The organism is Corallococcus sp. 4LFB (assembly GCF_046520365.1).
In the GTDB taxonomy this organism is placed as follows: domain Bacteria; phylum Myxococcota; class Myxococcia; order Myxococcales; family Myxococcaceae; genus Corallococcus; species Corallococcus caeni.
The window spans coordinates 1-26,779 of sequence record NZ_JBKGHJ010000052.1; the positions used below are offsets into that span (position 1 = coordinate 1).

Sequence of the window (26,779 nt, forward strand, 5' to 3'; positions counted from 1 at the left end):
GGGCCGGTATGGCATGCCTCTCAGGGTATGCCCATGCGGCCCGGGCCCGTCCGCCGGCCGAAGCGCCCTGTTTCACCTGATGTTTCACACACGTCCAGGAGGCGCGCCCCTCATGCGTGGTGCTCGCCACTACTGAGGGGCAACTCTCTCGCGCCGCGAACAACCCACTCCCGTAGTGCTTCCTGCTCCGGGGGGTGAGCGCACGCCGAGTCATTCGCCTCCACCAGCCTCAACGCATCCTCCGCTCCCAGTACGTGCGACGCCGCGACCTCTGCTCGTCGGTACTCCTCTTTCGCCCTGGCGAGCCGCGTCCGCGATTCGGCACTCCCGTCCATCGTCGCGTACGCTCGCTGCAACGCCACCTCCACCCGCCGCAGTTCTTCTGCGAGGGCCTCCCGCTCGCTCATCGTCATCCGCATTCCCCACAGCACGCGACGTGCCAGTTCGCCGGGCGACTCACGCCAACAACCATTTCCGTGAGGTCACTGCGTATTGTCACCAGAGGCGGGCGCTCCCTTCCTCCACTCAAGCAATACTCGACTACGACACATGCCCAAAGAATGGTAATCATCACCCGCCGTCTCAACGCGCATTCGCCCCGAATACACAGCAAGGCGAGTAAAGCCACACATGCCCAAAATTCCACGTCCTCCCGTTTCGGCTCAGGGTTCATCCTCATCCACGAGGCAGCCGCTCCGCCCACCCGCTCCGAAGTCCCCAAGCTTTATTGAGGCGGCCTTCCGCACCGCCCTCGATGAGGAGCTGGCGCGCCCACTCGCAAGCCTCGTCGCGAGACTGGCCGAGGTGGCGAAGCGTCTCGCCCCAGGGCCCCAACAGGAAGTGTCGCGCCAGCGCCCAGGCCACGACGCGCGGCCTCCGCAACCCGCTCCAGCGCAGCACCTGCCCCCGCGCCCACCTCCCGCGACTACGGCCAGGGCGTGTGCCGTCATCGGCTGCCAGCGCCCCCACCGCAGCCAGGGCTACTGCGGAGCGCACTACCAGAAGCGGCGCCTCATGATGGCGACAGGCCGCCTGCATTCCGCGTGGGTGGAGGACGCCGCACCCCGCAGCATCCCCGACGTCATCCTCCCGCGCGGGCGCAAGCCCAAGGCTGACACCGCGCCTGCTACGCCACCCCCCACCGTCAACCCTGCCCCTCGCATGTGGGTGCGAAAGAAGGGGGCGACGGGGACGGACGGCCCCTCCAGCCCTGGAGCGCCAACGCCTGCCGGGAAGCCGCCAGCGAGTCACCTTCCCTCGGATGGCGAGCGCGCCAAGGCCACCGCTCAGCGCTGGGCCAGCGAGTTCCGCTCGCGGACGCGGCGCGGCTGAAGCGCCCCCGCCCGCGCCAGGCCCCCTCCCCCCTCCTGCCTCGGGAGGGGCGCCCTTTCCCGTGTGGTGGCGTCAGGGCCGTCCGTCCGGTTCGACAGGGGCCAGGCGCCCGTCCCTCGTGACGCGCACCACGTGGGCAGGTGCGAAGGTGCCAGCCCGGCCACATACGACTGCGTCGAGTCGCTGGTCCGTCGTCCCCACCACGAGGTCTCCCGCCTCGTCCAGCGCGTATGCCATCGGCGCCCCCGGGAGCGTCACCCAAGGCGTGGCCCGCCACTGCCCCTCGGACGCGTCGACACGCACCAGACGCCCTGCACCGCCAAGCAGGTGCGCCAGCCCCTCCAGCACCACGAGGGTGCCGTGCATCCTGACGACTTGCAGGGGGTTGGCCTGAGGCTCCTCCAGCACCGTCACCCGCCCGGCCTCATACACCCCCAGGGCGCCCCCAAACTCCCCGTCGTCCCATCCGACGAGACAAGCCTCTCCCATGGGTTCGAGGACGGACGCGGAATCCCCCCCAGGCACGGCTGCACAGGGACTCCCATGTGGGGGCGCCTTCGGCTTGTCCCAGTGCAACTGGACGGAGGTGTGCCCCTCCTCGCACACCGTCCACTCCCCGCTTCGTCCTGGAATGAGGCGGGCGCAGTCGATGGAGTCCGCCGGCCGCACCTCCTGGTCAGAGCGCCATTCCAGGGCCAACCTCGCGTGGATCCGCGCCACCGGCGAGGCGTGTACCGCCACCACCTGCTGCAGCAGCGGCTTCAGCTCCTCCGCATGCGCCTGGAAGGAGTAGCTGCCCAGCGCATCAACCGCCGCGGCCTGGACTTCGCTGTGCGGCGCGTCCACCGCCTGGCGCAGCGCATCGAGAGCGGCTGAATCTCCGACGCGTCCAAGGGCCTCCGCTGCCCGCGCGCGCTCCCACCCTTCGTCCCCCGTGGCCAGCAGCCGCAGCAGCGGCTCCGTCGCGGCTGCCGCGCCACGGCCCCAGGGACGCGAGGCTCGTGAGGGCCCGGGCACGGCATTCAGGCGCGGCGAGTTGCTCAAGGACGCCCGGCACCGCAGCAGGACTCCCGAAGGCCACCAGCGCCTGCAGCGCCACGGGTGTGAGGCGCACGTCCCCCCTCTGTAGCGCCTGCAGCACCTCGGGCGCGGCCTTCTCCCCTTGGCGCCCGTAGGCCGCCAACACCGAAGCCACGTAGGCCGCGCGCGGGTGCACCCGTCAAAAACCGCCTCGCAGCCTGGCGCGGGGGCCGCCGGGCAGGACATCCCGGGTGGGCGCCGGAGAGCGGGCTCCGCCAGCTCCCTCGCGAGGAGCGTCCGCAGGCGCAGGACGAAAGTCTCCGTGTACATGGAGCCGCGCCGGGCGAGCACGTGGCGCACCAGCACCAGCGCCTCCCAGCTCGACTCAGGATTCTCCAGTACCCCCACCAGCACCGGGGCCAACGTCGGGCCGAGGTGCTCCAGCGTCGACGTGGGCGACTCCAGGAGGTGACGCAGAATGGCTGGAGCTGCTCGCTCGTCATCGAGGGAGGAGAGCGCGTGCAGGGCCATCCCACGGGGCTCCCGCTCATACGCATCAAGCAGCGCGGGCAAGGCGCTCTTGGCCTTCTCCCCCATGTTCGCCAGTGCCTGTACCGCACCGCCGCGGACGCGGGGCTCCGGGTGCTCAAGCAGCGAAATCAACCGGGGGACGACGTCCTCCCCCGCGCGCCCCAACTTCCAGGCGGCACACGCCTGCTCCGGTGCCGGCCACTTCTCCCCGGTGTCGGGGCCGTGGAGTTCCTGCAGCAGAGAAAGGCACGCGTCAGTGCCCTCGCAGCAACCCTCCCACGTCATGACGTCGTCCCGCTTCCACGTGTGCCGGGCGCACCCCAACGCCAGCGCCACCACCGCGCACACGAGCCCAGCCAACCACCGGGGGCGCCCGGACTTCACCACTCCCTCCATGTCATCGCCTCTCATTCTCCCCTCTCGGTGAAGGGACTTCGAAACCAACGCTTCAGCCAATCACGCACCACCCAGCGAACGAGTGCCGCGCCCGAGGGCCTTCACAACGCGCGTGCCGGCCACCCAGTCGTGAAGGCATCGCCGCTCCTCCCCGACAATGAAGAGCGCATCCATGAGGCCGAACCAGACGCAGTAACCGCACAGCGCCATCGGGAGCGCATTCCGCAGCAGGGCAATGCGCCACACCTCCGCCGGAAGTCCGTCTCCTCGGACGACTCGAATTCCCAAGAGCCGCTTGCCGAGGCTCGCGCCAGTGCCTCGAATCAGGCTCGCCTGCACGAGCACCACGAGGAGCGCCGGAGCGTAGACGGCTGGAGCCTTCATCGCCGCTTCGCCCGGAATGGCCAGGCACCGAAGCACGCCCAGGAACAGGGACGGAAGCAGGAGCGCCGCCCCATCGACAAGGCATGCCGCGAGCCGGGCCCAGCACGTCGCCAGCTCCGGAGCCGCATGAAGGCACCGGAAACACAGGCCCGCCCCCAACGCGGCACAGAAGGCACAGGTGAAGGTGCCGCAACGAGTACAGGCAAGGGCGGCAGAGAAGCCTGGATGCTCGGAGCATTCGGCTTCCGAAATCGATTCAAGGGCCTCGCGGAAGTCGGACATGGAGGGCCGCAGCACAGCTACGCTCGCCCCGTGCGGCAAGTTCCTTCAGCGAGAAATCCCCGCCCGCACTCACAAATTCAACCCAACAGGTATAATCTCCTCGACCATTATGGCAGGCCTCTTGCCACCTGCTGGTTACCGCGACGCCCGGATTTGCTGTTGGGGGGGACCGCCCTGCCCAAATAAACGAGGCCCCTGGAGGGCGCTACTCCAGGGCGGCTCCTCCAAGAAGGTGCCCACGTCCAGCGGGTTGAGTGTGACCAATCTCGGTCGCCGTGCCATACGTGCGTCACGACGAGCGAGCGGGGAACACACGGGCCGGCGAGTAGTTATGCCGACGAAAAAGGCGGCAGAACAACCAAGGATACGGTCCGAACTTGTCCCGGACGCCAAACGGGGTGAGAAGTTATCCTTGGCCATGTTCCTGGGCGCTGAAGTCAGCCCCGGCCCCCATTGCAGGTAACCTCAAACGCGCACCTCCTGTCCTGGGACTCCAATCCTGGTAAAAGGCGGGAGTGCCTCGTGAACAAAGATGGCTAGGGCGCGCGATGGTAGGCCCGCGCTGGCTCGCGTACCTGGGGGCCGTTGGCCCAACTCAAGAGCATTCGCACCACGCGTTCCAGCTCGTTCGCGCCGCTGAGGGACTGCTTGCGCTCGTAGATGCGCGCGGACGCCGCGCGGAGGGGACGGTGGCCGTCATTCCTCCGGACACCGCTCATCGCATTGAACACGGGGCAGCGCGTGCGTTGCTCGTATTCGTGGACCCGGACGGCCTAGTTGGCCGCAGGTTACGACAGCTCGAAGTGGGCACGGCTTCAGCAGAGTGGATTCATGCGGGGACGCCTCTACTTCGTGTGCCGCATCCAGCCGAGCTGGTGCGTGCGGATGACTGGGTGCGACTTGTGGAAGAGTCGCTGATGCGATTGGTAGGTGAGGCAATCTCCCCCGGCGCGGTGCATCCTGCGATAAAGCGCCTTGTTACGCTCCTCCCGGGGCGCATCGAAGCGGGAGATGTGAGCCAGCGCGCGCTCGCACAGGAGGTAGGGCTGTCCGCTGGGCGCTTCGGTCATCTTTTCTCTACCAGCATTGGCATCCCGCTGCGTCCCTACATCCTTTGGCTTCGCCTCCGTCGGGCGACAGAAGCCTTTCAGGGCGGCGCGACTCTCACCCAAGCCGCTCACGTCGCGGGCTTCACGGACAGCTCGCACCTCAGCAATGCGTTCCGGCGAATGTTCGGTCTTGCCCCCTCGGAGGTGGCGCGGGGCATCGAGTGGGTCAGCGAGCAGCCGTTCGCACCAACAAAGTAGCCAGTTCTTCCAAGTCAGCCGAGGTGCGGCGATGCCACCCTCCTCCCATGCTGACAACTTCTCTTGAAGCCCCTCCAACGCGCCTCGCGCGCCAGGCACTGCGCATGGGGTACCCGCTCTTCATGCTCCTCGGTGTCAACGGCGCAGCCCTAGCCCTTGTCCACGGCGGCGCCTCGAAACTGTGGCTTGGCGGGCTCCTCATGGCAGCCATCGGAGTGTCTTTCCTTGCCGAGCGCGCCATCCCCTACGAGCCAGCCTGGAATCGCCCCCACGGGGATGTCGGGCGAGACCTAGCTCACTTCATCGTCAATGAAGCCTCCAATATCCTGTCCATTCTGGCGCTGCCGCTTCTTTCAGGCTTGGTAACCGTGCGTGACGAATGGCCACATGAATGGCCGTTCGTTTTCCAGGTACTCCTCGCCGTGCTGGTGTTCGACTTCGGCGTCACCCTGACGCACTGGCTGAGCCACCGCATGCCCGCTCTCTGGCGACTCCACTCCGTGCATCACTCCGTCAAGCGCTTCTACGGCTTCAATGGGCTGATGAAGCACCCTCTTCACCAGGCGTTGGAGATGACAGTGGGGGTGGCGCCACTACTTCTCATCGGGCTTCCCTCAAGCATCGCCTCGGCGCTCGCCGCACTCTCGTGCGTGCAACTCCTCATGCAGCACTCGAACGCGGACTACTCGGTGGGACCGCTGAAGTACCTGCTTGCCCTCAATGCGGGGCACCGATTCCACCACCTCAAGTGGGCGGGCGTCGGTGACGTCAACTTCGGTCTATTCACCAACTTCTGGGACTACCTGCTGGGCACGTGGTCTTACACGCCCGAGAAGCGGTTCTCTTCGGATGAACTCGGCATCGCCAAAGAGCCGGGTTTCCCGGTGGGCTACTGGGCGCAGCTCCTCAAGCCCTTTCAAGGTAGCAAGGAAGCCTGAGCGTGGACCCGGTCGCTCTGCTGGCCTTCAACGGAGGACTCCAAGTCTTCGTTTCGCCCTTGCTGGGCACGTTCATACTCGTGCCGCTTCAGCCCTGGGGCAAGCGAGTGGCCGCGAGGGTGAACATGAAGTCACTGCGCGCTACGCACCTCGACTGGCTCATGCTCGGCTTCATGCAGTGGGGAGCTGCGTTCATGATGAGCCGGTGGCCCGAAACGGCCTCGCCGTGGACAGCATGCCTTCTCGTCTTCGGGGGCTGGACGGACGCGAGCCCGCCCCCCTTCGCGGCTTCGGCATCAATGCATATGTGCTCGGCGGCTCGTGGGGGCAGCGGACGGCCGCGGGCATCGCAGGGCTCAGGGCCGCGGCGATTCTCTCCGCATGGAGCAGGCTGCTCGTCACGATGCTCCCCGCCCTCCGGAGGTGAGGGCAGGCGACACAAGGCGCGTTGGAGGGTTGACCCGAGCGCGTCACTTGCTTATATACGCAAACGTGAAGATGAGGCAACCACAAGCCCCCCAGGAGACGACTCCGCTCTCCGCCGACGCCTGTCAGGTGGACTACGTCGACGAGGCGAAGGTGGCGGCTGTCCAACCTCGAATGCTGAGCGCCGACGCGGCCCAGCAGGCGGCGGAACTACTCGGCGCCTTTGCAGACCCGACCCGTCTGCGGCTACTCCATGCGCTCTCACTCTCAGAGCTCTGCGTCTGCGACTTGGCCCACTTGGTTGGGCGCTCCATGGCCACCACCTCGCGGCAGCTTCAGCAACTGCGACACATGGGGCTGGTGAAGTACCGGGCCGCTGGCAAGCTCGTGTATTACTCCCTTGCCAGCACCTGGGCGAAGGGGCTCATCCACGACGCCGTCAGGCAGCTTGAGGGCAGGGAGGCAGCATGAAGGGTACCCTTCGCCTCCAACGCGTCCTCTCCCTGAGCCGAGCCCTCTTGGTGGTGTTTCTCGCTCTCGTCTACTCCGGTGCCCCTCGCTATGCGCTGGCCGCGCTTGGCTTTGAAGAGCCAGAGTGCAGTGAAGAATGCGCTGGGTCTCTCGGGGGCAAGCAGTGCCCGCCGGGTTGCGCTGTTGGCCCGTGTGCCAAATGCCCCCCCGTTGTCGCGCCTGCTGCGCAGCCTCTCCTCGTGGAGGCGCGCCCGGTGTGCGAAATGCTGGTGCTAGTGCCGCACGCGCCTGCCCCCCCTGTAGCTGAAGGACTCTTCCAGCCTCCCAGGGCGTAGCACCCGACGCCCACGGGAGAGGTGCGCCCCAAGGCTGGCACCTTACGGCGGTTTGACTCAGACCTCCCCGCCTTCTCTTCGCCACGCGAGCGCCGTCCGCGCTGACACGGACTGCCACATCGCGCACCGTCCAACCACGCTTCACGTCCAAGCTGTGGGCCCGCTCGCGGGGCTGTCCCCGCGGTGTGGCCCATGGCCGGAGTCGTCGCCCCATGTCCATGCCCCGCTCGCTGGCGTTTGCCGCCCTCTTCGCGCTTGCCTCCACAGCCTTCCCAGTTTTCGCCGAAGAAGCCCCCGCCCAGACGAAGCCTGCTGCCCCAGTCAAGTGCGAGCACGGAGTGAAGAAGCCCCTGTGCACGCGCTGCAACCCGAAGCTTGAGGCCGTCTTCAAGGCAAAGGGCGACTGGTGTGAGGAGCACCAGCGTCCTGAGTCTCAGTGCGCCGTGTGCAACTCGAAGCTTGCGAAGGAGGGCGTCAAGTGAAGCCCCCGCGCATGCATCTGTTGTGCGCTGTCCTCTTCTTCCTTCCGCATGCAACTGGCTGCACAAAGGGAGAGGCACCGGCCCCAGACGCCAAGGCCGAGGCGCGCACGCCGAAGACGGAGGCCACCACGGCAGTTGCCACCCGAGAGGCGAAGCCCGCCCCTTCTTCCCCTGCTGCAGCGGGCCCCAAGCTGTGCCAGCACGGGGTGCCGGCGGAGCTGTGCACGCAGTGCAGCCCGGAGCTTTCAGAGGTCTTCAAGGAGAAAGGTGACTGGTGCAGCTCGCACAACCTCCCAGAGTCCCACTGCTTCAAGTGCAACCCCAATCTCACTTTCGCTTCCACGCAAGGCCCCAAGGCCGGAGAGGCTCATGCACCTGTTCCACAGGAGGCGTGGTGTGGAGAGCACGGCGTCCCCGAGGCCAAGTGCACCAAGTGCAAGCCGCAGCTCATCGCGAAGTTCATCGAGGCGGGTGACTACTGCCGCGAGCACGGCTATCCAGAGTCCGTCTGCCCCTACTGCCACCCGGAGCTGGTGAAGGCGGCCGGGCAGCAGCCGCCGGAATTTCCCGAGCCGGGCACCCTGGTGCGGCTGGCGTCCGTGGACATTGAGCGCAAGGCGGGCATCCAGACCCAACGTGCCGAAGCACAGTCCTTCGCCCAGACGCTGGAGGTGGTGGGCCAGCTCGACTTCAACCAGAACCGCCTGGCTCAGCTCTCCGCCCGTGCCGAGGCGTTGATAGCCGAGGTGAAGGTGGACGTGGGGGACGTGGTGAAGGCGGGTCAGCCGCTCGCGGTGCTCACGTCCGCAGGCGTCGGTGAGACCCAGGCGCAGCTTTCGGCCTCCAAGGCCCGGCTGGAGACGGCGCGCGCCGCCCTGGCGCGAGAGGAAGCCTTGGCTCAGCGGGGAATCAGTCCCCTCAAGGAGGTGCAGGAGGCGAAGTCGGCGCTCGCCGCCGCCGAGGCAGAGTACCAGGCGGCTCTTGCGGGCCTGAGTGCCGCGGGCGCGAGTGCGGGCAGCACCGGTGGGCGCTACGTGCTGGGCGCGCCCTTTGCCGGCACCGTCGTCCTGCGGGACGCGGTGGCTGGACGAACGGCCTCCGCCGGACAGACGCTCATCGCGGTGGCCGACCTCACCACCATGTGGGCATTGCTGGAGGTGCCCGAGGAATCCGCCACCCTGGTGAAGCCCGGCCAGAAGGTCGCCCTGCGCTTCGAGGGGCAGGGCGGTCACCTGCGCGAGGCCACGGTGAGCCGGGTGGCCGCGACGGTGGACCCCGCCAGCCGTACCGTCCGCGTCCGGGTGGACCTGCCCAACCCCGATGCCTCCCTCAAGGCCGGCCTCTTCCTGCGCGCCAGCATCCAGGTGTCAGGTGAGAAGGAGGCCCTCCTCCTGCCGCGTGAGGCCATCCAGGAGGCCCAGGGGCGTCACCTGGTCTTCGTCCGCTCGGGAGAAGGCGTCTACCAGCCGGTGCCTGTCGAAGTCGGTGCCACGCAAGGCAATCAGGTGCCCGTGCTTCAGGGGCTTTCCGCCGGGGCCGAGGTCGTCACCACGGGCGCCTTCCTCCTGAAGACGGAGATCCTCAAGGACTCCATTGGCGCTGGTTGCGTGGACGACTGAGAGGACCCATCCCATGCTGACGCAAATCGTTGATTGGTCGTTGCACCATCGCTGGATGGTGCTCCTGGGCGCCCTGGCCCTCATCGTCACCGGCACCCTCGCATTCCGAGCGCTGCCGTTGGACGCCTACCCGGACACCACCCCCACCCAGGTGACGGTGAACACCGTCGCTCCGGCCCTCTCTCCCACCGAGGTGGAGCGGCAGCTGACGGTGCCCCTGGAGCAGGCGCTGGCCGGCCTGCCGAAGCTGGAGGAGATGCGCTCCATCTCCAAGTTCGGGCTGTCGCAAATCACCCTGCGCTTCGCCGATGAGACGGACATCTGGTTCGCCCGGCAGGTGGTGGGCGAGCGCATGTCCCGCGTGGAGCTGCCCGAGGGCATCGAGAAGCCCTCCCTGGGTCCGGTGGCCACGGGCCTGGGCGAGGTCTTCCACTACCTCGTCAAGAGCAAGACGCAGAGCCTGGAGGAACTGCGCACGCTGCACGACTGGATCATCGCTCCGCAGCTGCGCAGCGTGCCGGGTGTGGCGGAGGTGAACGCCTGGGGCGGCAACGAGAAGCAGTGGCACGTCGTGGTGGACCCCCGGCGCCTCCAGAAGTTCAACCTCTCCCTGGGCGATGTGTACCAGGCGCTGGAGGCCAACAACGCGAACGTGGGTGGCGGCATGCTGGAGCGCGGGGGCGCGGCGAGCCTCGTGCTGGGCGTGGGCGTCCTCACTGACGGCAAGGCCGTGGAGGATGTCGTCCTCGCTGCCCACAACGGGGTGCCCGTGCGCGTGCGCGACGTGGCCCGCGTGGAGGTAGGGCATGAAATCCGCCGTGCCGCGGTCACCGCGGACGGTGAGGGCGAGGCCCTGCTGGGCCTGGGCTTCATGCTCATCGGGGAGAACTCGGACTCCGTGACGAAGGCCCTGGCCACACGCCTGGAGGAGGTGAAGAAGGGCCTTCCCCAGGACGTGGAGGTGACGCCCGTCTACGAGCGCACCGAGCTGGTAGACCACGTCCTGCACACGGTGGAGAAGAGCCTCCTCGAAGGGGCGCTGCTCGTCATCGCCATCCTCTTCCTCTTCCTGGGCAACGCACGCGCGGGTCTCATCGTGGCCAGTGCCATTCCGCTGTCCATGATGTTCGCGTCCAGCGCCATGCTGCGCTTCGGCATTGCCGGCACGCTGATGTCCCTGGGAGCCATCGACTTTGGCCTCATCGTGGACTCCTCCGTCATCCTCGTGGAGAACGCGGAGAAACACCTGGGCGAGGACAAGTCGGGGCGCAGCGTCCTGGAGGTGGTGCGGGATGCCGCCGTCGAGGTGCGCAAGCCCACCCTGTTCGGCGAACTCATCATCATGATTGTGTACCTCCCCATCCTCGCCCTGGAGGGAGTGGAGGGAAAGCTCTTCAGGCCCATGGCCCTCACCGTCATCTTCGCGCTCATCGGCAGCGTGGTGGTGTCCATGACGGTGATGCCCGTGCTGGCCAGCTTCGCCCTTCGGAAGGGTGCACACGGGCACCGTGAGCCGCGCCTCGTCACCTTCCTCAAGCGCCTGTACCAGCCAGCCCTGGACAGGTCCCTCAAGCACCCGAAGGCCGTGCTGGGCGGCGCCCTGGGCCTGGTCCTCGTGACGGCGCTCGCGGCCACGCAGCTGGGCAGTGAGTTCGTTCCGAAGCTGTCGGAGGGAACCATCGTCATCAACACGGTGCGGCTGGCGGAGGTGTCCCTCTCGGAGTCGGTGCGTTACGGCGGCCAGTTGGAGAAGGTGCTGCTGGAGAAGTTTCCGGATGAGGTGGCGCGGGTGTGGACACGCACGGGCACACCCGAGGTGGCCACCGACCCCATGGGCCTGGAGCTCTCTGACTTGTTCGTCACCCTGAAACCCCGCGACGAGTGGAAGCGCGCAGAAACGCAAGAGGAACTCGTCCACGCCATGCAGAAGGAGCTGGAGGGCATGCCCGGCATGCGGATGAGCTTCCTCCAGCCCATCGAGATGCGGGTCAACGAGATGATTGCCGGCGTGCGCAGCGACGTGGGCGTCAAGCTCTTCGGCGACGACCTCGACGTCCTCAAGGCCAAGGCCCAGGAGATAGAGAAGCTGGTGCGGGGCCTGCCCGGCGCCGCGGACGTCACCCTTGAACAGGTGACGGGCCAGCCCGTCCTGGAGGTCACCGTGGACCGGGCCGCCATCTCGCGCTACGGCATCCCCGCGCACGAGGTGCTGGACGTGGTGGAGGCCATGGGCGCGCGAAAGGTGGGCGAGGTGAGAGAGGGTGAGCGGCGCTTCGACCTCGCCGTGCGCCTGGACGAGGAGTACCAGGACGCGGCGAAGGTGGCCTCCGTCCTGGTCGCGGCACCGTCAGGTGAGCGCGTGCCGCTGGGACGGCTGGCCACGCTCAAGACCGTGTCAGGCCCCACCACCATCCAGCGCGAGTGGGGCAAGCGCCGCGTGGTGGTGCAGGTCAACGTGCGGGGCAGGGACCTGGGGAGCTTCGTCAACGAGGCGCGCACCGCCATCGAGAAGAGCGTGGAGCTGCCGACGGGCTACTACGTGCGCTTTGGCGGCCAGTTCGAGAATCTGGAGCGTGCCCGCCTGCGGCTCTTCCTCGTGGTGCCGCTGGCGTTGTCGCTCGTCCTCTTCCTGCTCTTCCTCACCTACCGCAACCTCCTGGAGAGCATCCGGCCACTGGTGACGGGCGTACCCTTCGCCCTGGTGGGCGGAGTCCTCGCGCTGTTGCTGCGCGGCATGCCCTTCTCCATTTCGGCGGCCGTGGGCTTCATCGCCCTCACCGGCATCTCCATGCTGGGCGACATGGTGCTGGTGTCGCGGGTGCGGCAGCTGCTGGCGAGCGGCATGGAGCTGACGGCCGCTGTGCGGGAAGCCGCCTTGTCCCGGCTGCGGCCCGTGCTCATGACGGCCGCGGTGGCCTCCCTGGGCTTCGTTCCCATGGCCCTCAACACTGGGGTGGGCGCCGAGGTGCAGCGGCCCCTGGCCACCGTCGTCATCGGCGGAGTGTTGTCCTCCACGGCGCTGACGCTGTTGGTGCTGCCCGTCCTGTACGTGGTGTTCGCCCGGGCCACGGGCCGGGACAAGGTGGGGACCGAGGCGGCCAACGAGGATGCTGCCGGTATTCCCAGCGACCGGGGGCTGCGCGTGGTGGAGGCACAACAATGAGTGCGCGTGACCCTGGCGCTTCACACGGGGCAGCACCGCCGCGGACCCTGCTCGTGTGGCTGAGCTTGGGGCTCCTGGTTGCAGTCCCTGCCGCGGCCGAGCAGCGCTCCCTGTCCATGGAGGAGGCCGTGCAACTGGCCCTCCAGCGCAATCCGGACGTGCGTTCGGAAGAGGCGGAGGTGCAGGCCGCCCGGGCACGCCTGTCCGGTGCGTCCCTCCTCCTTCAGAGCAATCCGGAGGTAGACGTGGCCGCCGGTCCCCGGCGACGCGACGGGAACAGCAGCATTGACTACACGGTGCAGCTGTCCCAGCGCATCGAGGTCAGCGGTCAACGGGGAGCGCGGGTGGAGGCCGCCAGTGGCGCCCTGGGTGCCGCGGAAGCGCGCCTCGGGACACGGCGGGCGGAGGTGGCAGCCGAGGTACGCGAGGCGTTCGGGCAGGCACTGGCCGCCGCCCAACTGGTGACCCTGGCGGAGGACGCGGTGCGGCTGGCCGAGCAGACACTGGAGACGGCACGGCGTCGCCTCGAAGCGGGTGATGCCTCGCGCATTGAGCTGAACGCCGCACAGGTGGAAGTCGGTCGGGCCCGGCGTGAAGTCCGCCGCACCATCCAGAACCGTGCCGTAGCCCTCGGTGAGCTTCAGCGACTCCTGGCCCTGGACGCGGAGACCACGCTCGACCTTCGGGGTGAGCTGGCAACCTCAGCGCCAGACAAGGGCGTGGACGTCGAGGCGCTGGTGCGCACGGCCCTCCAGCAGCACCCGGGGGTGCGCATGGCCCGGCAGGAGGCGGAAGCGTCCCGGGCGGAAGCACGCCTTGCGTCACGCGAGGCCCTCCCGGCCCCGCGCCTGGGGGCAAGCTACAGCCGCGAGGAGGACGCGCACATCCTCCAAGCGACGCTGGGTGTCGAGCTGCCACTCTTCAACCGCAACCAGGCCGCCCGGGGGGTGAGTGCCGCCCGGGTCACCCAGGCAGAGGCTGCCCTGGAAGCAGCCGGGCGCCGCGTTGAAAGGGAGGCGCGGCTGGCGGCAGCGCGCCTTGCTGCGGCCCAGGCGGCAGTCGGGGACTTCGCGGGCGGAGTCCTCCCGGCGGCGCAGGAGAACCTGGAGCTTCTCCAGGCCGCCTATACCGCTGGCAAGGTGGACATCCTCCAACTGCTCCTCATTCGGAGGGACACGCTGGAGACCCGTCGTGGCTACGTGGAAGCGCTGGCGGATTTGAACAGCGCACAGGCGCAGCTCGCCCAGGCCATCGGAAGCGAGCAGGAGGTGCCCAGATGAGCGGCAAGCAACTGGAGCTGTACGTCGAGAACCTCGATTGCGAGAACGACGCGGCGAAGCTGAAGCGGGGCCTCACCGGCACGCCCGGCGTGGTGGACGTCACCGTCTACGCCAAGGCCGCCAAGGTGGTCCTCACCCTGGACGAGGGAAGGACTTCCGCGGACGCCGTCCAGGAGCGGCTGGAGGGCCTGGGATTCCCGGCCAGGCGCCAGCGCGGAAGGACGGGTACGGTGAGCCCCTGGAAGAATCCCAAGGTGCTCACCTCGCTGGCCTCGGGCGTGTTGCTGCTGGCCGGCTGGTTGGGAGCACGCGCCGGGGCGCCACCGGCCGTGGCCTGGGGCATCTTCCTCGCCTCCCTCGCGTCGGGTGCCTGGTACTTCGGCCGGGAAGCGCTGGAGGAACTCCTCAACGAGCGCGAGGTGGGCATCGAGCTGCTCATGCTGGTGGCCGCCGTGGTCGCCACCCTCCTGGGGGAGCCCATGGAGGGCGCCATGCTGGCCTTCCTCTACTCCATCTCCGAGGCCATGGAGGGCTACACCGAGGAGAAGACGCGCAGTGCCATCGAAGCGCTCATGGACCTCGCCCCCAAGGTGGCCCTGGTGCGCCGGGACGGCAGGGACGTGGAAGTGCCCGTGGAAGAGCTGCGGGTGGGCGACACCTTCCTCGTGCGCCCAGGCGAGGCGGTGGCGACGGACGGCGTGGTGCTGGCGGGCGCCTCCAGCGTCAACCAGGCCCCCGTCACGGGCGAGAGCATTCCGGTGGACAAGGGCGAGGGCGCCACGGTCTTCGCCGGCAGCATCAATGGCGAGGGCTCTCTGGAGGTGAAGGCCACGACCACCTACGCCAACAACACCATCTCCCGCATCATCCACATGGTGGAAGAGGCGCAGGAGAAGAAGGGCCAGAGCCAGCGCTTCATCGAGCGCTTCGGCCGGCGCTACAGCCCCCTCGTCCTGCTGGCCGGTGTCCTCTTCGCGGTGGTTCCACCCCTCCTCCTTGGAGGTGCGTGGGCGACGTGGCTGGCGCGCGCCACCGTCTTCGTCGTGGCGGCAGCACCCTGTGCCCTCGTCATTTCGATTCCCATCACCCTCGTGGCCACTCTCGGCACGGCTGCCAGGAAGGGCGTGCTCATCAAGGGAGGCACCTTCGTCGAGTTGCTCGCCACCGTGGACGTGGTCGCCCTGGACAAGACCGGAACGCTCACGCGCGGACAGCCCGACGTCACCGACGTCCGCCTGTTTCCCACCTGGGCCACGGAGGCGGGTAACTCGGAGGCGCGGCTGCTGTCAGCGGCAGCGGGAGTGGAGCGCCACAGCCAGCACCCATTGGCCCTGGCCATCGTCCGGCGTGCGGAACAGGAACGCGTGCCCGTGGGAGAAGTGCAGGGCTTCCGGTCGCTCACCGGCGCCGGAGCCACCGGGAGCTACCAGGGCGTCCCCTTGTACATCGGTAGCCCCGCGCTCTTCGAGGAGAAGCTGGGTCTTCGTCTCGACGCGCTCCGGGAGGAGGTGACGCGCCTCCAGGCCGAGGGCAAGACGGTGGTGCTCGTGGGCGATGAGAGGACTCCGTGGGGGCTGCTGGCCATCCGCGACAGCCTCCGCCCCAATGCCCGCGCCGCCATTGCAGCCCTCCACGCAGCGGGCGTGAAGAAGGTGGTGATGCTCACCGGAGACAACGAGCGCACCGCCCAGGCCCTGGCACGCGAGGTGGGCATCGACGAAGTGCACGCGGGACTGAAGCCTGAGGACAAGGCGGCCAGGGTGCGTGAGCTCACGCGCACGCACGGACACGTGGCAATGGTGGGTGACGGCGTCAACGACGCACCGGCGCTCGCCGAGGCTACCGTCGGCGTGGCCATGGGTGCAGCGGGTACGGACGTCGCCCTGGAGACGGCGGACGTGGCCCTCATGGCCGACAACCTGGAGCGGCTCGCGTACGCCTTGAAGCTCGCCCGGCGCAACCGTGCCGTGGTACGCCAGAACCTGGTCCTCTCCGCGCTCGTCATCAGCGTGCTGGTGGTGGGGGCCCTCGCAGGGACCTTCACCCTTCCCATCGCAGTCCTCGCTCACGAGGTCAGCGAGTTCGTCGTCATCGGCAGCGGGCTGCGCATGCTGCGGGCGTGAGCGCCATGCGGTCCAGGGGACAGGGCATGCCTTCCAGAACGGACAAGCAGCCCGTCTTCTCCGCGAGCGTCACCGGTACGTCCGCGGATGGATGGCTGGGGCGCATGTTCCTGGAGAGCGGACAACTCCTCTACGCGGGCCCCTGTGCCTACCCAAAATTCGGTCGCTGGGGCATGGGGTGCGTCAAGGCGAGTGAGCGAGGCGTGTGGGGCCGAGGCCACCGAATGCCTTAACGGCGAAGGGGGGAAGCACGGGGAGCGCCAGCGGGGCGTACCAAGGCTGCTGCTGCGCACGGCCTGGCTCGACACCGCCTGCGGAGGCCTGCCCTCGCAGGCCGTGGACGCCGGCCGGGTGGGCCATGATTGGCCACAGGAGCCCCAGGACATTGCCTCGCTCGTCCCTGGTCCCGCGCGCGGTCGAGGCCATGCGACCGTCACCTACCCAATACTTCACCCGCAAGCCTGCCGCGACCGCCGCCGCCGCCACGCACTCTCTGGGAAGCGGGCGCCGAGCGGAGCAGAACCATGGACGGGAGGGCCCCCACCATGTAGTTTGCGGACATTCAATCGGTCCCCGATTGAAGGGGGCCCCCGGCCCCTTCTTTGAAACCGCTGGATATCACTCGGCTTTTCGGCCCTCAGAGAGTTTGAGTCCTCTCAGAGAATCGCAGAGAACGAGTTCGCGCAGGGCTTCATTCGGGGAGCTACTCGAAAGGCCCTGCCAACTGGCAGGGCCTTTTTGTTTAACAGAGGCCTCGCGATGCATATCGCGGGGCCTTTGTGCTTAAGCCGCTGAATCCCAAGGGATTCTGGCTCGCGGTGCTGAAGAGGGCCTCTCTCGGCTCTCCACCCCGCAGACCGCGATACCCCTCTCTTCCACCGCCAACGGGCACTCTGGCCCGCTCTTTCACCCGTTCTGGGGAGAGAGAGACCGAGAGCGGTTAACAGGTGCCGTTAACCAGCGGGGAAGGCGGTTAACAACATTCCCCTGGAGACCCGCTCTTTCCGCTCTCAGGTTTCTGGGAAGGCGTCTCTCTCTGCTTTCTAGAGTCGTCGCTCGCCTGTTTTCCGGCTCTCTGCAAAGGGGGCACCGGAAATGGAGGTTGCAACGGGCTTCGGCTCCAGCGGCCCCTCCACCCGGGACGCACGCTATGCGTCCTGGCCCTATTCCGATGAACCTTTCGGCTTGTCCGAGGCCAGCCCCGCTACTCGGTGGATGTAAGTCCAGTCCTCCCCGTCAATGTCGCTCTCCTCGCGAAACAACTTCGTCCGTCGATTGAATGCGGCGTCGCGCGCTGCGCTGACCTGCTTCTGGAGGTCCTTCTCGGAGCCAATCGGATTCAGTCGCTCCAACACGAGGTCGTGAGTCCAAATCAGGCGAGGCGTTCTTTCAGGCGACGAATAGAAATCCGCGACGAGCTTGATGAAGCCTTCTACGGATTTCCGAAGTTCGACCATCGCAACGAGAAAGGCACTGTCGGGCTGGACCCGAGACAGCACCATGTTGAAAAGAGATTTGTCTTTGAAGAGTTCTGGTGGGCTCCAGAATGTACACAGCTCCTCCAAGTGTTCGGCGAGTCGCCCGCTCCAGATGGCCCGCTGCTCATCCGAGAACCCTCGGTGCCACAACGCCGACCAATACTCATGGAACTCCATGTTGATGGAGGCCGTCAGGATCATGAGCACCTCAAAGAGCGGCTCCAAATCCTCTGGTTTCGCCCCCGCGCACAGAGACTGCCACTGATACAGGAGCGCCTCTGGCGCCTCGTCTCCCACGGAGTACGCGGCGCGCCAAGCGCGCTTGAACGCCGCGTGCGTTGGCCGGGAGCGGACGTGACCAGCCGCGGAGCGCCAGACCGGGTGGGTACCGCCCTGCAGTCCCAGCCACCACAGAGGTTGCGGGTTCCCGAAAGAGACCTTGAGACAACGCATGAAGAGTTCCGGCGAAACGATCTTCTCCAGTTCCACCGGTGACAAGCCGAGCCCATCCGCCCGCCCGCAAATCGCCTCCACAAGAGAGGGAGGCACGGACCGACTCGTCAGGGCAACCGCGCGGATCCACTGCCGATCCCCTCGCGTCCCGTTTACTAGAGCAAGCACGGCATCACGCTCGACAGGCAACAGTTTGTCCCAGCGTTCGATGAATGCCCTGACGTTAATCAGCGTGAACCCAGTGTCCTCGTGCTGCAACAACTCAGGGAGCAACGCCCCACGCTCAGTCGAGTCCGTTGGAACGATCTTGAGTAGGAAGTCAGCGACCGCGAGTGTGTCCCCGGCGGGGAGCGTTTCCCGCAACCCCCTCTTCACCCAACGGAGCCAAGCCCAGCACATGTTGCGCTGGCTATCCTGGGACAGATACTTCCGGGCGTTGTGGAACAACCCGTAGATGGTGTCCTCGCCGAGCGTCCAGCGAAGCGGCGGCGCGGCGTCCAGAAACGTTGGTAGCAGCGCGCCCCATAGCCGCCACCGCTCGCCCTGATCTTCGGGGGGTCCCACTTCGCATTCGGACTCGAAACGCCACATCTTCCCGGAGAGCGCCGCAGCGCCGGTCGGGACGGATGCCGCCCGCGTAAGCCCCTCCAGGAAGAATTGCCGCAACTCCGGAGAATAGGACGGCCAGCTGCGAATCGCTCCCTTGAATGCGGCGGCGAGTACGAGCGGGTGGTCATCCAGTATCGCGCTCCACGCTCTCTCCGATTCCTGCGAGGCGAGCGACATGTACCGCTTCGCGGCTTTCGCCCGGATGAAGACCTCCGGGAAGCGCAGGCCGTGCTCTACCACAGCAAGGGTGGTGGAACCCTGGAGCGCCCTCCACACCTTCTCGGGTGTATCAAGCTCGGCGGGAGAGAGAGCATCGCCCTCGTGCATTTGGTCGCGGAACAGCTCGTCCCAGGACTTTTGCGGCGGAGCCCACGCCTGACCTCTATGAAAAGACACCAAGGCGCCACTTCGTCCGCCGTCGGCAAGCCATCTCCAGACCTTCTTCTGGTCAGATTTGTCCAACTGCGAATGCTGAAACAGCAAGAACAGGAGGGCTTCGTCCGAGACTGCAGGAAAGATTGAGTGCAACGCGCCGAGCCCGATCCGAAGAAGCTGCTGCCGGTCGTCCTCCGACGTGTATTTCTCGAATAGACGCGCAAGCCCCCTCGTCGCCGTGGGTGCGGCGTTCACCCCGAGCCCCGCCGTGGCCCGCTCCAGCATCGACCATAGGTCACGCCGTTGCCCATGGGGCAACGGCGCCAACAGAATACGGGCCGCCTCCTCGTAGTCCGGATGCGCGAAGAGGAGCAGATCTCCGTCGCGGCGGATCCAACCTCTGCGCTCCAATTCGTCGAGAAGAGCCGAATACGGATCGGGCAACCGCGGCGGAGGCGAGTAGGATGGAAAGGGGGGCTCGCTCTCGCCCGACACGAGCCCGCCGACATTCGACTTGTCGAGCCCCGGCCGGTCTTCTCGATCCGTCATGAGAAAGGCTAGGTCATCCAGATGGATTGGTCGCATCGCGGTCGTGCTGATGCCGAGCGCACGCACGAGCCGGGCCATCTCCGGCATGGGACGAACCTCGGCCGCCAGCGTGATAGCATTGACACGCGCTATACTGTCCAAGTCCTCCAGGCGTGTCTCGCCTTTGGGAAAGTTGCGGGCAAGGTGCCATAGTTGCCCCGGCTGCACGAGGAAGTCAGGAGCGAGCGAGCGCAAGTGTTCGGAGTACCGCTCGCGCTCCACCTCTGAAAGCCCGGCGAGCTCCGCGTGCTTCTGCCAGATCCGAACCGCGAGCGTGGGATCCCGAACCGTGAGATCTACCCAGGGGAACCCCTCCAACGGAGTCGGAATACCGTCTGCGTCCAGCAAGTCGCGCAGCGACTCCTTCGACGCAGTGACAATAAGCAGGCAGTGCTCCGGCAGCTCGCGGATCACCTGCTCCACCGCTTCCCATGTCTGATGGACGGTTCCCGACTTGGCCGCCTTCTCGAATGCACCTTCGATGATGAACAGGCGGTCATATTCACCCGCCCAAAGAAGAAAACGGGTGGCCTCCTGCGGATCGCCCCGCCCGATTTCGAACCCCTGATTCTGCTGAGCTTGGGCAAGCCACTTGGCAAGGAATGTCTTTCCGCACCGGCCGGGACCGGTGAGCAGAAGAACGCGCTTGTCCCTCAGCCTGTCGAGCAGCGCCCTCTCTTCCGGCCGTTCGATGTGCTCCGCGTCATCGTTGAAGACGCGCGACCTGGCGCTCTCAAACAAAATCTTCCGAAGTCCAGGGGCCACGTCATCGCGGTCGGGGACCTTCTCTCGGACGTAGTCCACCATCTGCCGGAACACGTGGTCGGCCTGGCTCGCCGGCACGCGATACAGGACGAGCAACCGCCGGCATTCGGCCTGGATGCGCTCGCGCGTCACTTCCTCAAAGATATGGATGCGCCGGGTGAGACGAAAGACGTCGTTAATGTTCAGGCGCAGGGCCGAACGATGCGCGAGGCGTTTCTTCTCCAGCTCGGTTCCTGCCGGCAGTCCAGTGACGTCCAAGACCTTCCCCAGAAACTCATTCGCCTCCTTTCGTTCGAGTCCGCTATCACGCTCGCCCACCGTATTCGTGCCGTCGGAGACCAACCTCCGGATGGAATCGGTGCACCGCCCGCCCGCGACGACAAGCGCGCTGCTCTGCGGATTGGAGAGCAACCGTTCGAGGAGCGAATTGGAAGCCTCTCGGTCGGGAAATTTCCACAACCACTCCAACAGGAGGGGAAGATCCAGGTCACCTCGCTCGCTCTTGCTCTGGATTTCCACCTTCCAGGACTTAGTCGGAAACGTGGCTTCCGCATCCTCGCCCCCTCGAGGCTCATTCACCAGCGCCAACGCAGGCTCTTCTGCGTGAAGCAGAAAGAACCAGACGTCCGCTTCGTACTGGTACGTATAGGCAGGAGTGCTCGTGATGGGAATCGACATTTGGGTCTTAGTCCGGGCAGAAGATTAGGATGATGCCGCCTTCCCTACTCCCCTCGTCAAGCGGGCACTCCAACTCTTGACGAGTTCCCTGGTCGCCGAAGACCGCCTCGAAGAATCGCTCCGGGCCCGCACGTCTCTGCCTCCGCCCGCGGGCAGAGACTCTCCAGAGGCCGCTGGTCCATGCCTTCGGGCGCGACGCGTTCGAAGGCACCGCCGAGCCTCCTGGTCCATACCACTCAGGGGTTAGACCCGGGCGGTCGGCAACTCCTCGACGCCCCACGGAGGGCTCGCTACTGTGCCTCCGATGAGCGGCAGGGCCTCCATGCCGCACGGGGAATGCCCAATGCCCAAGAGGGTCCAGAGCGAGCTGAACGGCAGGGTGTTCGATGCCTCGGACTTCCGCTGGGCGCTGCTAACCCTCCTCCGAGACAAGAGCCTGACCGACGCTGAAATGGCGGCCTCCCCGGCCCAGACACAAGAGCAGGAGGGCCTGGCCGCGTGGGCGCGAACCAAGGAGGGCTGGGTTCCCGTCGGCGTGCTGGAGCACCAGGAGCAGCCCCAAACGAATCACGAAATTGCGCTCGACGAATGTCGCCGGCTGGCAGGTGCGTACTTCCTGGAGCACTGGGATGAACGGGAACAGGCATATGCTGCGCTGTCCGAGCTGCCCATCTGGTGGGCTCAGCCGGGCTCTCCAGACTCCGAACCGAGCGGGCTCGTCGGAGCCATGCGCTTCATGGCAGGAGAGGAATGGGGGGCGAGGCGCGGCGTCATCGCACGGCGTGGCGGCGACGTGGTCGTCATCGATGAGGGGGGCACTGTCCTGCGTCCAGATGATGTCGGCCCCCTGTCGCCCCGTGAAAACCACCCCCTGGTGACCGCCGCAATCGCCGCAGGCTACAAATTCGAGTAGCCGCGACCATACCTGCCCTATGGATATCCTCTCTCAGCCCCTCGTACCTGAACCTGCCCGGCGATACTGGGCCCTCGGCGACGCCCAAGTCGCGTTCGACTCGATCATTAAGGACGCTCGCGCTGGACGCCTCACTTCGAAAGACGCCAACAACATAGCCTTTCAGTTCCCGTTTCTCGCGCTGGAAGACGCTGCCCGCCGCACTGGCTTCGCGCGGCTCCAAGAAGCCACGCAGGATGACCAATTCATCAAGACCGTACTCCTCGTCATAGGTGATGACGTGGGAATGCTCTCCCTTCTCCAGCGGCGCGCAGCGCAGTATTGGATGCGGCTGGTCTACGACGCCACGGGACAAACCAGCCACACTGTCTCCCCTACCCTCGCCGCATCGCTGCGCGGTACGGAACTCCACGGATACACCTGTGAGGACGTCCGACTGCCCGTCCGCGCGCTGCACATTGGAGTGCCTCCTGACGTTGTTGGGTTGGAGCTACCCGACAGCGACGGTGCCAAATGGACGGCGACCGACCTCCTAATTGTTGAAGAGTCGGGGCCACGTCTCTGGCGCCTGTGTCTGGAGGCGCTCACTGGCGAAGGGAGATCCGCTCACGTCGTGACGATGCACCTGCCACCGGGGATGCCCCTGGAGAAAGCCGTGGCACAGCACGAGGCGAAGGCCGCTCCTGGCCTTGACTGGCGCCCGCTATGGACATGGGCGATTGGCGCGGTGTTGTCACTGACGCCGCCCGCCTCAAGGGCCTAGCACGACGACTGCGGCGGTAGCTATCGACCCCACCCAGCAACCGCCGCCGGCATGCTCACCTTCGCCCAGTCAGGGCCGGTACCTCTCCGCCTCATGGAAGAACTGCGTGAGCGAGTAGTCCAGTAGCGACTGGCGAGACTGCATGTACCGGCGGGCACGCAGGAAGGGCAGCCAGACGCGCTGGCCGACGCGCACCTGGGATTCCTCAAGCTTCTGCCGCGGCACCCACGTGCCGCCCAGCCGCCGCACCAGCATGCCGCCCAGGAAGGCCCCGAGCGCCGGAGCCGTGTGCTCGTCGATGAGGTCCCGCTCATACCGCTCCGGGAAGTTCTCCCGCCAGAAGTAGAAGTCGAGGTCCGTGAGGGACTCGGGCGTCGCGTCGAAGATGCTGGGCACCTTGGTATGCAGCGCAGCCACGAGGCTCTCGGCCAGGTCTCCGTAGGATTCGGGGACGCGCTCTGGATTCTCCACATCTGCGGGAAGGCCGACCGGGAGCCACTCCTCCGGCTCCGGTGGCCGAAAGGCGTTGAGTTCGGCAATCTTCCGTTGCCGCTCGCTGATGGCGAACTCGTCCGGCAGCCGCGAGAGAAACGGCGCCACGTCGGGGTGGAAGTGCGGCTCGACAGGTACGAGCGCGGCGCTGCGCTCCCGCAGCGTGCGCAGCACCGTGTCGAAGTCGAGGTCCGGCCGCAGGTGGACATGCGCGCGGGCCTGGGCCACACGCGCTTCGTCGCTCGCGAAGTCGGCGGCGGTGGGCCGCAGCACCAGGAGGACGGAGCCATTAGGGAGTTCCTCCACGAGATGCGCGGGCGTCGAGAGCATTCGCTCTCGGCCTACGGACTCCACCAGCTTCGGATCGAAGAGGTTAAGCCAATATAGCTCGTAGACCTTATCGAATCCGTCTCTATAAACGGTCTCATCATCCCGGCCGAAACTGGGGGCGCCAGACAACTGATCATCAGCCATGCTATGCGCCATTGCATAGGCGGCAGGATGTTTTATGCCCCAGGCTCTGACCATCTCCACGAACAGGCGGCAGCGTTCGAGACCTGAGAAGAACGATATTGGTTGAACATAGAGGCTGATGCTCAACCGTGGCCGACGGGTGGCAATCCCGACGTAGGTCGTCATGGACACAGCCGGAAACGACGAGCGGTGCAATACGATAGACGTACTCTTATCCCGCCGCTCTTCAGCCAACGCCTTCCATATTGAACCACGCGAGTATGTACGCTTCCGCTTCCCCTCAATAACATCCGGCATCCAGTCGCCGGCATTCTCTTCAAGCGCCTGAAATAAAGGTGCAAGCTCGTGTTCTAGGGCGGCCTGCTGGTCGAAAGCTCCCTCAAAAGAAAGCCGCAGGCTGTCCTTGGCGTCCAAGTCTCTCAGGGTCAGCGGTTTCATGGGAACAGAACCTCCACTCCTTCGACCTCGTCCTTAACGGCCTCCAAGGCAGTCTTCAATTCACGAGCATCAGCAGGCCTGAGCTTACCACCCTCGTAGACCAAACGAACTCTCTTCACTTCTGCCGTCCGCCTAAGCTCTGGCCTGCGGATGTCCAGCGTCTCGCCGTAATACCTCCGAGCGTTCTTGGCGTCTGCAACCATCTGCGAAGCCAGCTCTTTCGGTGTCAGCAGACTGAGGTCCCGACTCTTGAAGCTGAACGTCTCCACGCGGGGCTGCGGGCCAGCAGAGGTGCCCTCCTCGATGACGAGCACGTCCGCGAAGCGAAGGTCGGCCTTCGCCACCCCCACGTGCGTCACGATACGGGGCCGGTCGAAGTCCTTGAGCCACTTCCGCTTCGCCCGCGGCAGGGCCGCGTCCGCCTCCAGGATGGCGACCATCTTCCGCTCGAAATCCAAGCCTCGGGCGTACCTGTCACGAAGGAGCTGGTAGCCAGCCCACTTCAGCGGCCCCTTCTCCGCAATCCTCTGCTTGAGTTCCGCGGCCCGCGTCTCCAGGTACGCCACGTAGTCGGCCCAGAGGGGCTCCGCAATGACTTCTGCGGGAGCCGCCCTCCGCAGAGCCTCACGGTGCTTCGTCAGCTCCGCCACATCCATCGACAGGCGCTCCCCGGGGAACTCCGCCTCCAACTGCTTGAACTTCGCCTCCGCCACCTCAGCAGGGAGGCCAGCCGCCTCGGGAGGCATGGAGGGCCGAGTACCGCCCTTTCTCCCGGAGCCCCCTCCGGTGGACGCGGCACTCGGGGGCTCTCGGTACCTCACGGCCAATGCGGCCTGTGCCTGAGCGACGTTGCCTCGTGTCTCGTGAAGAGCCAGCGCGCCGGCTTCGCCCCACTCCGCCACCAGACGGGCCGACTCCCCGCTCTGCTGGAGGTAGCGAGCCAATTCTCCCACGCCGCTCTCCCCTATCTGCGCCTCCAACCTCTCCAGCACGGCCTTCAACGACTCCACGCTAGACACCGCTGCCTGGAGGCGAGCGCGCTCCAGCCGGGAGATGCCCGCTTCACGAAGCGCGCGCGCCCCCTTCCCTCCCGCGTACAGGCCCACCATGAGGGCCGCGGGCGCCAACTGTCGCGTGGCCTCCTCGTACTCCCCCTTGGCGAGGGAGACGCTGCCCTGCGCCGTCCCCGCCACCAGGTGGTAGAAGCCCAGCGGCACGCCGAAGGTGAGGGAGTCAAAGGACGCCAGGGCCACGTTGCTGGGCGCGAAGGCCCCCAGGAATTGGGCGTTCTCCACCTCCCGGTACGCGTCCTGGTAGGGCGGTGGAAGCTGCGCGGGCAGCGCGGATGCATCGATGCTCCGGCTTCCGCCGACGAGGGGAATGGAGGCCGCGACGTCATCCACGGCCGTCCCAGCCCGCGCGCGATGTCGCCACCGCGGAAGCTCCGCTCCGGGAAGTCGGTGAGGACCATGCCCCGCTGCTTCAGCTCCTCGCGCGCCACCTCCATGGCCCCCAGGGCGCGCCTCAGCAGCTTGTCCTTGGCCAGCAGGCGCAAGAGCTGCCGCACCTCGTCGTCGTGGGCGGTGTGCAAGACGAAGAGGGCGAGGACTTCCGCCTTGGCCAGGCCGTGCTTCTCCACGGCGGTGGCGAGGAAGGCTGCGCGCTTCTTGAGGAGGACGCGGGCTGCCTCGGCCTCCAGGGGGCCCAGGGCGCCCAGCCGGACGGCGTTCCAGTCCGAGAGGGCCTCCACCAGCCGGGGCATGTCCGCCTGGCGCTGCAAGGCCAGGAAGGTCGCTGGCGTGGTGCACGCCAGGAAGGGCTCCAGCACCTCGTCCTCCGAGTCCAGGTGCGGCCAGCCCGAGGGGACGTCCCCGCACACACCTTCCAGGGCCCCCACCACACGCAGGGGCGCCGTTTCTCCCCCTCCGGGATTCGGGGGAGACGGCGTGGCCCGGCGGCGGTGCAGAAGCGGTCCGTCCGCGGACTCCGCGTCGAAGTCCTCGTGGGCGTCGTCCTCGGGGAGACTCGCGACAGCACCGCGCCCCAAGGCCACCAGGGGCGTCGCGCCCGAGACGGACGCCAGGGTGCCTCCAGGGCCCGCCCGTGAGGGTAGCGAGGCACACCCCGACGTCAGGAGGGCCAGGGACAGCACCAGGCCCACCACGCCGCACGGCCATAGCTCAGCGCGCATTGTCCACCCCCAGCCCCACGGCCGCGAAGGCTCCCGGCCGCATCGTCCCTTCCGGCGTGGGAAACAGCAGCGTTTCGCCCTGCCCCAACGCGTAGACGTTGCCCCCCAGGAAGCGCCACCGGGCCTCTCCCGAGACGACATAGCGCGCCCCTGGCTGGCCCATGGCCGTCGCCAGTCCGCCGACGCCCACCGTGAGGTTGCGGTGGAAGAGCTGCGCATCCACACGCCCGTCCACGTCCACCCGGCCCCAGGAGAAGGCCTCCACCCCCAGGGAGAGGAAGAGGTGTCGCTGGCGCATGCCACTCAGCCGCACCGCGTCCCAGCCGAGAATCACCTCCCCGTAGGCCGAAGCCCCCTCCGGGAAGGACACTTCCGCCAGCGGCACGGAGGCCGGGCCCGCCACCTGGAAGCGCGCCAACTCGTAGTCCGGGCCGAAGGCGCCCTGACGGAAGCCTCCTCGCTGAAGGCGGCCT

General features: G+C 66.8%; 15 protein-coding genes and 2 pseudogenes. 10 read left to right on the forward strand and 7 right to left on the reverse strand.

All coding sequences use genetic code 11. The annotated features are described in order from the left end of the window. Window positions 1-110: 110 nt before the first annotated feature. The 3 genes and pseudogenes from ACLEQD_RS08610 to ACLEQD_RS08620 form a co-directional block, all read right to left on the reverse strand. On the reverse strand, window positions 111-413 hold the full coding sequence (locus ACLEQD_RS08610) for a hypothetical protein (RefSeq protein WP_141593104.1): 303 nt from the start codon (window positions 411-413) through the stop codon (window positions 111-113). A gap of 991 nt (window positions 414-1,404) precedes the next feature. Continuing rightward, window positions 1,405-3,279: pseudogene (locus ACLEQD_RS08615) on the reverse strand (HEAT repeat domain-containing protein). Between the two features lie 60 nt (window positions 3,280-3,339). Continuing rightward, entirely contained in the window at window positions 3,340-3,945 is a 606-nt protein-coding gene (locus ACLEQD_RS08620; RefSeq protein WP_410383038.1) for an RDD family protein, read from the reverse strand. 689 nt (window positions 3,946-4,634) lie between these two features. On the opposite strand from ACLEQD_RS08620, the gene ACLEQD_RS08625 reads away from it, so the two are divergent. The 8 genes from ACLEQD_RS08625 to ACLEQD_RS08660 all read left to right on the forward strand — a co-directional run bounded on the left by ACLEQD_RS08625 (window position 4,635) and on the right by ACLEQD_RS08660 (window position 16,089). Then, a complete protein-coding gene (locus ACLEQD_RS08625; RefSeq protein ID WP_176436287.1) occupies window positions 4,635-5,252 on the forward strand; it encodes a helix-turn-helix domain-containing protein in 618 nt (205 codons plus the stop codon). A 104-nt stretch (window positions 5,253-5,356) separates the two neighbouring features. Continuing rightward, the gene (locus ACLEQD_RS08630; protein ID WP_410383039.1) at window positions 5,357-6,190 is read left to right on the forward strand and encodes a sterol desaturase family protein; all 834 of its coding nucleotides are present in this window, start codon (window positions 5,357-5,359) and stop codon (window positions 6,188-6,190) included. A 555-nt stretch (window positions 6,191-6,745) separates the two neighbouring features. Beyond that, window positions 6,746-7,087, forward strand: a complete 342-nt coding sequence (locus tag ACLEQD_RS08635; RefSeq protein WP_368670503.1) for an ArsR/SmtB family transcription factor — start codon at window positions 6,746-6,748, stop codon at window positions 7,085-7,087. A 547-nt stretch (window positions 7,088-7,634) separates the two neighbouring features. Next, window positions 7,635-7,904 carry a hypothetical protein gene (locus tag ACLEQD_RS08640; protein ID WP_141594034.1) on the forward strand — a complete coding sequence of 90 codons (270 nt, stop codon included), beginning with the start codon at window positions 7,635-7,637 and terminating at the stop codon, window positions 7,902-7,904. Further along, window positions 7,901-9,523 (forward strand): efflux RND transporter periplasmic adaptor subunit, encoded by a 1,623-nt coding sequence (locus ACLEQD_RS08645; protein ID WP_410383040.1) that lies wholly within the window; start codon window positions 7,901-7,903, stop codon window positions 9,521-9,523. Before ACLEQD_RS08640 ends, ACLEQD_RS08645 begins: the two co-directional genes overlap by 4 nt. A gap of 13 nt (window positions 9,524-9,536) precedes the next feature. Then, window positions 9,537-12,686, forward strand: coding sequence for an efflux RND transporter permease subunit (locus ACLEQD_RS08650; RefSeq protein WP_410383041.1), 3,150 nt, complete (start codon window positions 9,537-9,539; stop codon window positions 12,684-12,686). A gap of 128 nt (window positions 12,687-12,814) precedes the next feature. Beyond that, window positions 12,815-13,966: a TolC family protein gene (locus ACLEQD_RS08655; RefSeq protein WP_410383042.1), complete on the forward strand. Its 1,152-nt coding sequence runs from the start codon at window positions 12,815-12,817 to the stop codon at window positions 13,964-13,966. Further along, a complete protein-coding gene (locus ACLEQD_RS08660; protein ID WP_141594031.1) occupies window positions 13,963-16,089 on the forward strand; it encodes a heavy metal translocating P-type ATPase in 2,127 nt (708 codons plus the stop codon). The genes ACLEQD_RS08655 and ACLEQD_RS08660 overlap by 4 nt, the downstream gene beginning before the upstream one ends. A 1,163-nt stretch (window positions 16,090-17,252) precedes the next feature. Here the strand turns inward: ACLEQD_RS08660 and ACLEQD_RS08665 are convergent. Then, a complete protein-coding gene (locus tag ACLEQD_RS08665; RefSeq protein WP_141593755.1) occupies window positions 17,253-21,035 on the reverse strand; it encodes a hypothetical protein in 3,783 nt (1,260 codons plus the stop codon). Between the two features lie 343 nt (window positions 21,036-21,378). Between ACLEQD_RS08665 and ACLEQD_RS08670 the strand changes: the two genes are divergently transcribed. Together ACLEQD_RS08670 and ACLEQD_RS08675 are read left to right on the forward strand one after the other, a co-directional pair. After that, on the forward strand, window positions 21,379-21,948 hold the full coding sequence (locus tag ACLEQD_RS08670; RefSeq protein WP_141593754.1) for a hypothetical protein: 570 nt from the start codon (window positions 21,379-21,381) through the stop codon (window positions 21,946-21,948). Between the two features lie 19 nt (window positions 21,949-21,967). Further along, window positions 21,968-22,711, forward strand: a complete 744-nt coding sequence (locus ACLEQD_RS08675) for a hypothetical protein (RefSeq protein ID WP_141593753.1) — start codon at window positions 21,968-21,970, stop codon at window positions 22,709-22,711. A 69-nt stretch (window positions 22,712-22,780) separates the two neighbouring features. On the opposite strand, the gene ACLEQD_RS08680 is transcribed toward ACLEQD_RS08675, so the two are convergent. From ACLEQD_RS08680 to ACLEQD_RS08690, 3 genes and pseudogenes are all read right to left on the reverse strand, one after another. Then, a complete protein-coding gene (locus tag ACLEQD_RS08680; protein ID WP_141593752.1) occupies window positions 22,781-24,115 on the reverse strand; it encodes a hypothetical protein in 1,335 nt (444 codons plus the stop codon). Continuing rightward, complete coding sequence (locus ACLEQD_RS08685) at window positions 24,112-25,518, reverse strand: hypothetical protein (RefSeq protein WP_410383043.1); 1,407 nt, start codon at window positions 25,516-25,518, stop codon at window positions 24,112-24,114. Before ACLEQD_RS08685 ends, ACLEQD_RS08680 begins: the two co-directional genes overlap by 4 nt. 777 nt (window positions 25,519-26,295) lie before the next feature. Then, window positions 26,296-26,779 (reverse strand): annotated as a pseudogene (locus ACLEQD_RS08690) (hypothetical protein); the annotation flags it as partial.